Below are 12,780 nucleotides of genomic sequence, written 5' to 3' on the forward strand. Positions count from 1 at the left end.
TCCTGTCGGTAATATGTCCGGCAGAATACCTCGCCAGTTTATCGATGATCTGTTGGTGCGGGTCGATATTGTTGATTTAATCGACTCGCGCGTCCCCTTAAAAAAGTCAGGTGCCAATTACGTTGCGCGCTGCCCTTTTCATACCGAGAAAACTCCCAGTTTTTCCGTAAATCGCACGAGACAGATTTATCACTGCTTCGGTTGTGGTGCTAGCGGTAATGCCATCGGATTTTTGATGGAGTTCAATCATTTGGGCTTCGTTGAGGCGGTCGAGGATTTGGCGAATTTTGCCGGAGTGGATGTGCCGCGGGAGGTGGGCGGCGGTTTTAGTGTGCCGGTGTCTGATAAGCAGGGGTTGGTAAGGCTCTACGATGTATTGGCGGACGTTGCCAGGTTTTACGCCGAGCAATTGCGGTCCAGTCCGGAGGGGCGGCGGGCGCAAGAATATTTGAATAAGCGCGGTGTCGGCGGCGAAATAGCAGAGGAATTTATGCTTGGTTATGCGCCGGACCGTTGGGATGGGGTGCTGACACGATTCAGTCGCGCTGAGTTGAGCGAAGCTGGGCTGCTTGTAGCCAGAGATGATGGAAAGATCTACGACCGGTTTCGCGGGCGGTTGATGTTTCCGATTCGTGACAAACGTAAGCGTGTTATTGGATTTGGGGCTCGAGTCCTCGATGATTCTCTGCCCAAATATCTGAATTCACCGGAAACTCCGGTTTTTTCCAAAGGTAAAGAGCTTTACGGGTTATGCGAGCTATTGCAGCGCAATTCCAAGCCGGCTCGGATTTTGGTGGTCGAGGGATATATGGATGTTATCGCTTTGGCTCAATTCGGCATCGCTTATGCCGTGGCTGCGCTCGGAACGGCGACGTCAAAGAGTCAGATCGATTTGCTGTTTCGCTTCACCTCCGAATTGGTGTTTTGCTTCGATGGCGACAATGCCGGGAGGCAAGCGGCGTGGAAGGCGGTAGATGCATCTTTGCCCTGTTTGCGCGACGGCCGGCAGATCAAAATCATGTTGTTGCCGCAAGGGCAAGACCCCGATTCTTTGTTGCGGTCGGACGGAGTAGAAAGTTTTTTGGAACGAATCGGCTCGGCGCAGGTCTTGTCGGATTACTTTTTTGCAAATATCGGGTCGGGTGCCGATAGGGCGACTGTTGAAGGTAGGGCGCAGGTGTTGGCTGCCGCCAAGCCGGCGCTGGATAAAGTCCCTTCTGGTTTTTTTCGGGAAATGATGTTTGCAAGGTTGCAGGCTTTGGTGGCGGTGCCCGGAGTCATCGACCTTGGCGAAAAGCGGTCTACACTTAAGGGTGGGCGTGGCGATGCGTCAGCAGTCAAGGATTCGGTCAGGCTATCGCTTCCGCGTAAAGTGATCGCACTGTTGGTGCAGCATCCTGGGCTCGCTATTTTGCTCGAACGGCAGGGTGTCGAGCTTGAAGCGTTGGATTTTTCTGGTATCGCGGTGCTCAAGGATGTGTTGCGGGTTATTGCACTTGAAAAGCCGGAAAACAGCGCCATCTTGTTGGAAGCTTTCCGCGGGTCGGCTCAGGAAAAGACGGTAAAGGCGTTGGCGGCGCTGGAGTTGGGGGTGCCGGCTGGGGGCGAAGAGGCTGAATTCAGTGGGGCGTTACAGCAGCTTTGCCGGCAAACCAGGGAGCAAATGCTGAATCGCCTGATAGACAAGGAGGGTCGTGAAGGTCTGGCGCCTGATGAGAGAGAGTTGCTGAGAGAATTGTTGAAAGAAAAGCTTTAGGGAACTGAGCTGATGTGATGTTTTAAAGGGCAACAGCGCGGGTCTCTTGTTTTGACGGTGGCCGGTGCGAACAATGGCTTTTAGGTGACCGGGTCGGGGTTTATCGTTATAATTTCCTGTTCTGCGGCGCTTGGTGCTGAAAACGTATTGTGAGTAAAGAATGAATCAAGAACAACAGCAATCCCAATTAAAACAACTGATAGCGAAAGGCAAGGCGCAGGGTTATTTGACTTATGCCGAGGTTAACGACCACCTGCCTAGCGATATTATCGATCCCGAGCAAATCGACGATATTATCGGGATGATCAACGACATGGGGATTCAGGTTTATGAGGTTGCGCCCGACGACGACGATTCCCTGATTACCTCCGATGCGGTTGTGACCGCTGACGACGACGAAGAGGTTGCGGAAGTCGCGGCTTTGGCTTCGGTCGACAGCGAGTTCGGTCGAACCACTGATCCGGTGCGGCTCTACATGCGCGAAATGGGGTCTGTAGAGTTATTAACCCGTGAAGAAGAATTAAAAATTGCCAAGCGTATCGAAGAAGGGCAGCGGCAGGTTGTCGGGGCGATTGCTCGTTCCGGTTTTATCGTCGAATCGTTTATCGAGGCTTTCGATTCGGTGAAAGACGACGACTCCGGTGTTCGCCTCAACGATTTGGTGATGGGCTTTGTCGACTTGACCGAAGTTGAGGATATCGACGTCAGCGGCATTGAAATGGAAGCGCCGGCCGAAGAGACAGAAGAAGAGTCCAAAACTATCGACTACGAAGAAGTGAAACTGAAGGTCGATGCGCTACGTAAGGCGTTGAAAGCGGCGTTCGCGTCAGTGAAAAAGCATGGTTACGGACACGATAAGTCCGAAAAAGCGTTTGATGCCATGGATGAGATATTCTGCGAGTTCAAGTGGACTCCGCAATATCTGAAAAAAATGGTATCCGTTTCCGAAGAGTTGATGGCCGCTATTCGTGAAGAAGAGCGAGTCATTTTGGATATTTGCGTCAAGAAAGCGAAGTTGCCGCGCAAAGACTTTATCAATGCGTTTACCGCAAATGAGACTAATCTCGAATGGTTGAATCAGTTTGTCAACAGCCACGCTGCATACGCCGGAACGCTTGCCGAGAATGCAGAGGCGATTAAGGCAGCTCAGCAAAGATTGGCGGAACTTGAGGCGCGTTACGGGTTGAGCATTGCGGTTCTGAAAAGTATTTGCCGGAACATTTCGTTGGGCGAAGCCAAGGCTCGGCGAGCCAAAAAAGAAATGATAGAGGCCAATTTGCGATTGGTTATATCGATTGCAAAAAAATATACCAACCGTGGCTTGCAGTTCCTCGATTTGATCCAGGAGGGTAACATCGGCTTGATGAAGGCCGTCGATAAGTTTGAATATCGCCGCGGTTACAAATTTTCGACCTATGCTACGTGGTGGATACGTCAGGCTATAACCCGATCTATAGCCGACCAAGCTCGTACCATTCGGATTCCGGTGCACATGATTGAGACTATCAATAAGCTGAATCGGGTGTCGCGGCAAATTTTGCAGGAACTTGGCCGGGAGGCAACGCCGGAAGAGTTGGCCGAACGAATGGAAATGCCTGAAGACAAGATTCGCAAAGTGCTGAAAATTGCTAAGGAGCCAATATCGATGGAGACACCGATTGGCGACGACGAAGATTCGCATCTTGGCGATTTTATTGAAGATTCGAAGATGCTATCCCCTGTCGAATCTGCTACAATCGCCGGCCTTCGCGAATCGACGCAGAACGTTTTGGCGGGCTTGACCGCCCGGGAAGCCAAGGTTCTGCGGATGCGTTTTGGCATCAACATGAACACCGACCACACGCTGGAAGAGGTTGGCAAGCAGTTTGACGTTACCCGGGAACGGATTCGCCAGATTGAGGCCAAGGCTTTACGTAAGTTGCGGCATCCGTCGCGCTCCGAACAATTGAGATGTTTTCTCGACGGTGAGTAAGGCGTTGTAGCGTCGTCGATACACCGACAATTTCGGGCCCTTAGCTCAGTTGGTCAGAGCTTCCGACTCATAATCGGCAGGTCGTAGGTTCAAGTCCTACAGGGCCCACCATGATACCAGGCCGTTTAAGCGGCCTTTTTTTATACGCGCAAGTTTTCTTTTGACGAGGGTGTTAACCGTGAATAAAAACTACCTTTTTACCTCAGAATCCGTATCGGAAGGCCATCCGGATAAAGTAGCGGACCAGATTTCCGACGCCGTGGTCGATGCTTTGTTGGCTCAGGACCCTCGTTCGCGGGTGGCTTGCGAAACTTTGGTTAAAACCGGCATGGTCGTATTGGCCGGTGAAATTACCACCAACGCCTGGGTCGATACCGAAGAGTTGGTTAGAAAGGTAGTTTGCGAAATCGGTTACGATTCCGGTGATATCGGTTTCGATGGCAATAGCTGCGCGGTGTTAAACGCAATTGGCAAACAATCTGCTGACATCGCCATGGGCGTGGATGAATCCGAAAACCACGAACAAGGCGCCGGCGACCAAGGCCTAATGTTTGGTTATGCCAGTAACGAAACCGACGTGCTGATGCCAGCACCGATTACCTATGCTCACCGCTTAGTTGAGCGGCAAGCGCAGATTCGTAAAAATAAAACCCTGCCGTGGTTGCGCCCGGATGCTAAAAGCCAGGTGACTTTCCGTTACGAAAACAACAAGCCGGTAGCGATTGATGCAGTGGTATTGTCTACTCAGCACTCGCCGGAAATCGGCGGCAAACAGCTCGAAGAAGCGGTGATGGATGAAATCATCCTGCCGACGCTGCCGAAAGAATGGCTGCATAAAGACACCAAGTATTTCATCAATCCAACCGGCCAGTTCATCATCGGCGGTCCGGTCGGTGACTGCGGATTGACCGGTCGTAAAATTATCGTCGACACCTACGGCGGTATGGCTCGTCACGGCGGTGGTGCCTTCTCCGGTAAAGATCCATCCAAAGTCGACCGTTCGGCGGCCTATATGGGACGCTATGTGGCCAAGAACATCGTGGCCGCCGGCCTGGCCGAACGTTGCGAGATCCAAGTGTCTTACGCCATCGGCGTTGCCGAGCCGACCTCGATCAGCATCGAAACTTTCGGTACCGGCAAAATCGACGAAGAACGTTTGGTCAAAATCGTCCGCGAACACTTCGATTTACGTCCGAAAGGCTTGATCGCTCAACTCGGCTTGTTGAAACCGATTTACCGCCCGACCGCGGCCTACGGCCACTTTGGCCGCAACGAAGCGACCTTCAGCTGGGAAAAAACCGACAAAGCCGAGGCTTTGAAAGACGCGGCTGGCATCTAAATTCAGGATCAGGAAACTCAAATGACTCAAACCGATTACAAAGTAGCGGACATGGCTCTGGCCGATTGGGGCCGTAAGGAAATCAAAATCGCTGAAACCGAAATGCCGGGTTTGATGGCCTTGCGCGCCGAATACGGTGCTCAGCAGCCGTTAAAAGGCGCCCGCATTGCCGGCTGTTTGCATATGACGATTCAAACCGCGGTGTTGATCGAGACCTTGACTGCCCTGGGTGCCGAAGTGCGGTGGTCGTCTTGCAACATCTTCTCTACTCAAGACCATGCCGCAGCGGCGATTGCCGCAGCCGGTATCCCGGTATTTGCTTGGAAAGGCGAGACCGAAGCCGAAGCCGAATGGTGCATCGAACAAACCATTCTGGGCCCTAACGGTTGGCGTCCGAACATGATTCTGGACGACGGCGGCGACCTGACCAATATGATGCACGACAAGTTTCCGGAGCTAATGGCAGACGTCAAAGGCCTGTCGGAAGAAACCACCACCGGCGTATTGCGTTTGACCGAAAGGGTTGCCAAAGGCAGTTTGAAAGTCCCAGCGTTCAACGTCAACGACTCTGTGACCAAATCCAAATTCGACAACCTGTATGGTTGCCGCGAATCCTTGGTCGATGGCATCAAGCGTGCCACTGACGTGATGGTCGCTGGCAAAATTGCCATCGTCTGTGGTTATGGGGACGTGGGTAAAGGCTGTGCGCAATCACTGCGCGGCTTGGGTGCTACCGTTTGGATTACCGAAATCGACCCGATTTGCGCGTTACAGGCGGCGATGGAAGGCTATCGCGTGGTAACGATGGACGAAGCCGCTTCACAAGGTAACATTTTCGTCACCGCGACCGGTAACGTCCATGTCATCACCCATGACCATATGAAAGCGATGCGCGATCAGGCCATCGTCTGCAATATCGGTCATTTCGATTCCGAAATCGATATCGCTTCGTTGCGCCATTACACCTGGGAAAACATCAAACCGCAGGTCGACCACGTGATTTTCCCGGACGGTAAGCGCATCATCGTGTTGGCAGAAGGCCGCTTGGTAAATCTGGGTTGCGCAACCGGCCACCCGAGCTTTGTAATGTCCAACTCGTTCTGCAATCAGGTATTGGCGCAGATCGAACTGTGGACCAACGCTTCGGCTTACGAAAACAAAGTCTACATTCTGCCGAAAAAGCTCGACGAAAAAGTGGCGCGCTCGCATTTGGCGCAAATCGGCGTGAAATTGACCCAGTTGTCGCCGGAGCAGGCCGCTTATATCAACGTGCCGGTCGAAGGTCCGTACAAACCGGAACATTACCGTTACTAAACGGGCATTAATCCGCTATAAAGGGGCGCAAGCCCCTTTTTTGTGTCAGCCATGAACAATAAAACCATTGTCGAACGCGATCTCGCCGTGCTCTGGCACCCGTGTAGCCAGATGAAGGATCACGAGCGTAATATGCCGATGATTCCGATCAAGTCCGGTCAGGGGGTCTGGCTGGAAGATTTCGAAGGTAAGCGCTATCTGGACGCCATCAGTTCTTGGTGGGTCAATCTGTTCGGTCACAGCAATCCCACCATCAACCAGGCACTCAAGACTCAACTCGACACGCTGGAGCATGTCATCTTGGGTGGTTTTACCCATCAAGCAGCGCTGGAGCTGGCGGAAAAGTTGGTCGAGATTACACCGCCGGGCCTGGATAAATGCTTTTATGCCGACAACGGCTCGTCGGCGATCGAAATTGCGCTGAAGATGAGCTTTCATTATTGGCGTAATCTCGGTCAAAGTCGAAAAACCAAATTCATCACGCTGGAAAACAGTTACCACGGCGAAACCCTGGGGGCTTTGGCGGTTGGGAATGTCGCGTTGTACAAGGAGACTTACGGACCGCTGTTGATGGAGGTTATCACGGTTCCCGGGCCGGACTGTTACTACCGTGAGCCCGGCGAAAGTTGGGAGGCCTACTCGATTCGGCGGTTCGCCGACATGGATCGGGCGCTAGCCGAACACGCGGATCAGGCTTGCGCCGTCATCGTCGAACCGCTGGTACAGTGTGCCGGCAATATGCGCATGTATCACCCCGTTTATTTAAAAATGTTGCGCGAGGCTTGCGATAAATACGGCGTGCATCTGATTGCCGATGAAGTCGCGGTCGGCTTCGGGCGGACCGGCACTCTGTTCGCTTGCGAGCAGGCCGGCATCAGCCCCGATTTCATCTGTCTTTCCAAAGGTTTGACCGGCGGCTACTTGCCGTTGTCGGCGGTCTTGACCGGCAACCCGATTTATCAGGCGTTTTACGACGATTATCAAAATTTGACCGCATTTCTGCATTCCCATAGTTACACCGGTAATGCTTTGGGCTGCCGAGCGGCGCTGGCGACCATCGACATATTCCAAACTAAGGACGTTTTGGGCAGAAACCGCACCTTGGCGGCGGTGATGGCAAATGCCCTGGATCGTTTTCGCGATCACCCAAATGTCGGCGAAGTCCGGCAAACCGGCATGATTGCCGCGATCGAGTTGGTAAAAGACAAACAGAGCCGAGAAGCGTATCCCTGGCAGCAGCGGCGGGGATTGCGGGTTTACCGCCATGCGCTGGCGCAAGGGGTATTGTTAAGGCCGCTCGGCAACGTGATTTATTTCATGCCGCCTTACGTGATAACCGAACAGGAGATAGAGCTGATGGTGGACACGGCCTGGCAAGGCATTCAATTGGCGGTGCAAGACTGATGCGGGTATCGCGCTTATACGTTGACCTGGCGCTGAACGTTGGTCGACATATTGAGTTGAACGATGCGGCCGGACATTACCTGCGCACGGTGCTGCGATTGAAACAGGATCAGGAGATCGTGCTGTTCAACGGCCGTGGTGGCGAATATCGCTGCCGGCTCGAGGAAGTGAGCCGGAAGCGGGTAAGCGTGGCCGTCGAACAATTTATCGACCGTTCGGTCGAGTCGCCGCTGGCGATCAATCTGGGGTTGGGTATTTCGCGCGGCGACAGGATGGATTGGGCCTTACAAAAAGCGGTCGAATTGGGGGTGGCCAGTTTGACGCCGTTGATTAGCGAGCGCTGCGTGATCAAGTTCGACGACGACAAGAAGCAGCAACGGCAACAGCATTGGCAAAGCATCATTCAGCATGCTGCCGAGCAATCGGGGCGGACGCATTTGCCGGAATTAAATCCTCCGCTCGCATTAGCTGATTGGGTCGACGGTCAATGCGGGCTCAAGTTGTTTTTGGATCCTTATGCCAAGCAAGTGTTCTCCGAACTTAATCCGGGGGGCGAGGGCGTGACTTTAATGTCCGGGCCGGAAGGCGGATTTAGCGACCAGGAACGCGAATACGCCAAAGCGGCCGGCTTTATCCCGGTTAGAATGGGTGGCAGAATTTTGCGCACCGAAACCGCGGTGCTGGCCGCGTTGGCCGCCGTGCAAACCTTATGGGGCGATTTTCGTTGATGCGCGGGTTGGCTTCCGCTCTGGCGCCTTTGCTGTTGTTGGTAATGCTGGCGATGCTGGCCAGCGTGCTGGGTTACGCTGTGCTGAAGCTGGCCGGAGACGTTTTGTCCCTGGCCAAGATTGTCAGCAAAATTACGCTGGTATTGCTGCTGCTCAGCGTATTTCCGTTAAAAAAGTATCTGCAACTCAGTTGGACGGATTTGGGATTCGCGCCGTTGCCCCATTTTCTCAAGCAAGTCGGCAAGGGTTTTGCACTGAGTTTGGTCACTTTGCTACCGGTCTTGCTGATTTTGTACCTGCTGCAAGTGCATGTCTGGGACGATAGCCGGATTTGGGCTTGGGAAGCGTTTGCTGGTAAAGCTTTGCTGGCATTGCTATTGGCGATGTTGATCGCCGTCGGCGAAGAATTGTTGTTTCGCGGTTTGCTGTTGAGCGGCCTGCGCCGGCAAATGCCGTTGTATGCGGCTATGTTTGCCAGTTCGCTGTACTATGCCGCGTTGCATTTCTTGAAAAGTTCGACGCCAATCGCTTATGCCGATATCACACCATTTAGCGGCTTGCCGTTGCTTGCTGAGGCATTTGCCAATTGGTTCAATCCGGCAATCGTTAGTGCCTTTATTGCTTTATTCGCGGTCGGACTATTCCTCGCCGTACTAAGAAGTCGTGAGGGGCAAGGATTGGGGTGGTCGATTGGCTGTCATGCCGGGTGGGTCTGGCAGATCAAACTCAGTCGGGATTTGTGCAACGTCAATTTGCAGGCTGATTCGGTTTATCTGGTCAACACCTATTACGACGGTGTGATTGGCCCACTGGTGGCTGTCTGGCTGACGTCGGTATTGATTGGTTACGGGTTGTATGTCAGCTACATGAGGTCACGCTAAGCCAAGCGGCGGCGGGAGGGTGGATTGAAAAAACCGTTGCAACAGTTCGCACTGTTTTGCAATATTCCGTTTAATTTTTGTTTTTACTGCGTAACAAGAGGACATGATCATGCGCAATAACAACTATCTGCTGGTTTCCCTTATCATGCCCGTTTCGGCGTTGCTGCTCGGCGGTTGCGCCAGCGAGCCGGCGCCGAAAGCGTCCGCCGAAAAGATCTTGTCTGGCGAACAAATGCTACGCGACAGCCAGGGCATCGCTCAATTGGGCAGTCGTTGGCAGGAAGGCAAGCAAATGGTCGAGCGCGGGCAGGCCATGCAGCGCGAGGGTCAGATCAAAATCGACGAAGGGCGGAATTTGATTGAAGAAGGCCAGAAAATCATGCGCGAGAGCGAAGAAGGCTACAAAAATCTGAAGCAGTGATCTTGGCTAAAAAACCGGCCCGAAGCCTTGACGGTTGGGCCGGTTTTTTAATGCCGATTGTAGCCGGATGAATGCAGTGGAGAGTATGCCGGTAGAGTCGGATTAAACCGGAGAACAGGTTCTTGGTTTCGGTTTGCGGGCGAGGCGTATGACGGTTTTGGCTTTCGGTTGCTTGGTCGCATGGATTTCAATCGCTTCCGAAACAATATTACTGCACAGCGCGCACAGAGACGTATCCGGCAAAAACCGCAATTCGTCGGCCGTGATGTCGTCACCGCAACGCGAGCAAAAGGTTAGCGGCTTTGAAATCGGTTTCATAATATCCCTCCTGGTGGTCTGACGGGTGAGGATAAACTCAATCCAAGCTACCTTTTGTCGATATGTCGTCACTTCTGAAGATGCACTGTTTGGGTACTGTGAAAAGGTCGAAAGTTCCGGCCTCGAGTCTGCTTAAGCGCGTAACAAGTGTGTGTTTTGACTGCTCCCCGAACGTCGGTCCGGCCGCTGTATGATAGCGCTACGAACGCCAAGTGCATATGATCTTCTGGCGTGAGTGATTGCTGCCAAACCCGTTTTGTCGCATTTGCGAAAAAATGCGGCCTATTTTCGAATTTAATCTTCACCTCGATTCGAAATGAGCGCTATTATTTATTGAAAGCATTCGAAGAATGCTGGTCAATAACCTTGACGACAGTGCTCTGAGCTCTCAGCGTTAAATCGGAATCCAAAAGCAAAAATGAATCGACTTTTCTTGCGCATATCATTACTGACGGTTGCGGCAATTCTACTGAATGCTTGCGGCGGCGGCGCACCGGTCAAGCGCGATAAAATTGCCAGTGCCCGTCCCAATTACGTACCGCAGCGCCAGGCTTACCAAGCGCCGCCTCAGAGCTACCGGCCTGCCAGCTATTCTGGGGTTTTTCTGAAGCCGGCGTCGTTGGAGCCGGCCGTGGAATTCTGGCGTAAAACCTATGCAGTCTGGCAGCGTTCCGAAGTCGCTTTCCACGACGACCGCTATTTGGACGTGATTTATGAAGTCATGACCTTGCCCGGTTACGTTGCGGAAGGTCTGACCGTCGAACAAAAAGATCTGATCAGTCAGCGGCGTGATTACTGGAAGGCGCAATTGGCGGGATTGGAAAGCAAATTACGCTACGGCGCGGCTTTGACCCCCGGGGATAGGCTGTTGATTGCGAAACTGGAAGCCAACGGGCGCTCTTTGTCCAGTGTGCTGGCTGGTGCAGATGCTCGGGTGCGTTCGCAGCGCGGGACGCGTGAGCGGTTTAAGCGCGGGTTGGAAATTAGCGGGCGTTACGATTTGCAGTTCAGAAAAGTGTTCCGCGATGCCGGTTTGCCTGAAGACTTGGCCTATCTGCCGCACGTCGAATCCTCATTTCAACCGGGCGCCAAGTCCTCGGCCGGTGCGGTCGGCATGTGGCAGTTCACCAAAGCAGCCGCTAAAACCTTTATGCCCGGCGGTGGTGTAGTCGATCAACGTTTCGATCCTTTCGCATCGGCAAACGGTGCCGCGCGATATTTGAGTTATGCGTATGGAAAGCTGGGCGACTGGCCGGCTGCGGTTACCTCTTACAATCACGGTATCGGTGGTATGAAGCGGGCTCAAAACCAGGTTGGCAGAGATTTCGCTCAAATCGTGGAAACTTACGATGGACCGGCATTCGGTTTTGCGTCCCGGAACTATTACGCGCAGTTTCTGGCTGCACGCGAAATTGCCTCGAATCCTGAACCGTATTTTCCGGAGGGTGTGCGCTACGAAACACCGCTGGCTCCGGGGCAATATTTGGCCGAAGAGTAGTCTTGCACCCTGCTTAATGCCGAAAGCCTCAAGTGGCGACGGCGTCTATGCAGAGCCTGGTCTAGGGTAATGGGCTTTGCTTGCTAGTTGGTTCCAGACAGAGCTTCAGCGACACTATTAACCAAACGGTTTTTTAAGTTGTCGCCGCTTAACCTCCAATAGCTCGCCGGGAGTAACTTCATGAGTAATCTTGCCCGGCGTTTCCGGCGGTGTTTGGTGGAAAGGCTCAATTTTTCTCCCAGCGTCAGATGCGCGGTTAGAACGCAGCTCTGCGGCTAAGTCGATGGTGTGCTCAATAGCAGCATGCGCCCGCAGAAAATTGACTGACCTCCATTCAAGCTATTGGCTGTGGCTTTGTCGGTTTAGGCACGCTTGGTGCCGAGTTTTTGTCATAAAAAGGTAATATAGCGCTGCTAAATTCCGCATATTCTCGGAATCATTACACTTAAGATGACTATGTCGAATTTGAACGTCCTGGTTGTGGAAGACGAAGACGCCATTAGGGAAATGCTGGTGATGGTGTTGGAGCAAGCGTCGTTTAAAGTGTTGGCGGTAGCCAGTGCGGAGCAGGCGCGGGAAAGTCTGGCGGATAATATGGTGGATTTGATTGTGCTGGATTGGATGTTGCCCGGAATCAGCGGCGTTGAAATGGCCAGACGCTTGAAAAGCGAACCTGGCTATAAGGATCTGCCAATCATTTTGCTGACGGCGCGCGGCGAGGAAGAGGATAAGATCCGCGGCCTGGAGATCGGTGCCGACGACTACATCACCAAACCCTTTTCGCCCCGGGAATTGATTGCCCGGATTAAGGCCGTAATGCGGCGTAGCGGCAAACTCTCCGAATCGGGTCAATTGAGCATTGGCGACTTGACGCTGGATGCCGAGCAGCACAAGCTGACGATAGACGGTCGAAGCCTGGAAGTCAGCCCGACGGAGTTCAGACTGATGCAGTTTTTTATGACCAATCCAGACAAAGTCTACAGCCGTACCCATCTACTGGATCAAGTTTGGGGGCGTAGCGTTTACATCGAAGAACGCACGGTGGATGTGCATATCCGCCGCCTGCGCAAAATTCTGGCGGAATACGGCCGCGAAGAACTGATACAAACGGTACGCGGCTTCGGCTACCGGTTTTCCTTAGCGAATTAA

11 protein-coding genes and 1 tRNA gene are annotated in these 12,780 nt (G+C 53.0%); 11 read left to right on the forward strand and 1 reads right to left on the reverse strand.

Annotation, left to right across the window (positions count from 1 at the left end):
* Window positions 1–13 precede the first annotated feature (13 nt).
* From dnaG to ACH518_RS07620, 9 genes are all read left to right on the forward strand, one after another.
* Window positions 14–1,756, forward strand: a complete 1,743-nt coding sequence (gene dnaG / locus ACH518_RS07580) for a DNA primase (protein ID WP_445372459.1) — start codon at window positions 14–16, stop codon at window positions 1,754–1,756.
* Window positions 1,757–1,916: 160 nt separating this feature from the next.
* Window positions 1,917–3,728: an RNA polymerase sigma factor RpoD gene (gene rpoD, locus ACH518_RS07585; RefSeq protein WP_140910905.1), complete on the forward strand. Its 1,812-nt coding sequence runs from the start codon at window positions 1,917–1,919 to the stop codon at window positions 3,726–3,728.
* Window positions 3,729–3,762: 34 nt separating this feature from the next.
* Window positions 3,763–3,839 (forward strand) — tRNA-Ile (locus ACH518_RS07590).
* 67 nt (window positions 3,840–3,906) lie between these two features.
* Complete coding sequence (gene metK / locus ACH518_RS07595; RefSeq protein WP_140910904.1) at window positions 3,907–5,067, forward strand: methionine adenosyltransferase; 1,161 nt, start codon at window positions 3,907–3,909, stop codon at window positions 5,065–5,067.
* 21 nt (window positions 5,068–5,088) lie between these two features.
* Window positions 5,089–6,381 carry an adenosylhomocysteinase gene (ahcY, locus tag ACH518_RS07600; protein ID WP_140910903.1) on the forward strand — a complete coding sequence of 431 codons (1,293 nt, stop codon included), beginning with the start codon at window positions 5,089–5,091 and terminating at the stop codon, window positions 6,379–6,381.
* Between the two features lie 51 nt (window positions 6,382–6,432).
* Complete coding sequence (locus ACH518_RS07605) at window positions 6,433–7,785, forward strand: adenosylmethionine--8-amino-7-oxononanoate transaminase (RefSeq protein WP_445372460.1); 1,353 nt, start codon at window positions 6,433–6,435, stop codon at window positions 7,783–7,785.
* A complete protein-coding gene (locus ACH518_RS07610) occupies window positions 7,785–8,513 on the forward strand; it encodes a 16S rRNA (uracil(1498)-N(3))-methyltransferase (RefSeq protein WP_445372461.1) in 729 nt (242 codons plus the stop codon). Before ACH518_RS07605 ends, ACH518_RS07610 begins: the two co-directional genes overlap by 1 nt.
* A complete protein-coding gene (locus tag ACH518_RS07615) occupies window positions 8,495–9,394 on the forward strand; it encodes a lysostaphin resistance A-like protein (protein ID WP_445372462.1) in 900 nt (299 codons plus the stop codon). The genes ACH518_RS07610 and ACH518_RS07615 overlap by 19 nt, the downstream gene beginning before the upstream one ends.
* 109 nt (window positions 9,395–9,503) lie before the next feature.
* Window positions 9,504–9,815: a hypothetical protein gene (locus ACH518_RS07620; RefSeq protein WP_140910900.1), complete on the forward strand. Its 312-nt coding sequence runs from the start codon at window positions 9,504–9,506 to the stop codon at window positions 9,813–9,815.
* A gap of 102 nt (window positions 9,816–9,917) precedes the next feature.
* Here ACH518_RS07620 and ACH518_RS07625 read toward each other — a convergent pair whose 3' ends face one another.
* On the reverse strand, window positions 9,918–10,133 hold the full coding sequence (locus ACH518_RS07625) for a hypothetical protein (RefSeq protein WP_445372463.1): 216 nt from the start codon (window positions 10,131–10,133) through the stop codon (window positions 9,918–9,920).
* Between the two features lie 433 nt (window positions 10,134–10,566).
* Between ACH518_RS07625 and ACH518_RS07630 the strand changes: the two genes are divergently transcribed.
* Window positions 10,567–11,631 carry a lytic transglycosylase domain-containing protein gene (locus ACH518_RS07630; RefSeq protein WP_445372464.1) on the forward strand — a complete coding sequence of 355 codons (1,065 nt, stop codon included), beginning with the start codon at window positions 10,567–10,569 and terminating at the stop codon, window positions 11,629–11,631.
* A gap of 456 nt (window positions 11,632–12,087) precedes the next feature.
* The gene (gene phoB / locus ACH518_RS07635; protein WP_140910923.1) at window positions 12,088–12,780 is read left to right on the forward strand and encodes a phosphate regulon transcriptional regulator PhoB; all 693 of its coding nucleotides are present in this window, start codon (window positions 12,088–12,090) and stop codon (window positions 12,778–12,780) included.

The organism is Methylomonas sp. HW2-6, assembly GCF_052474525.1.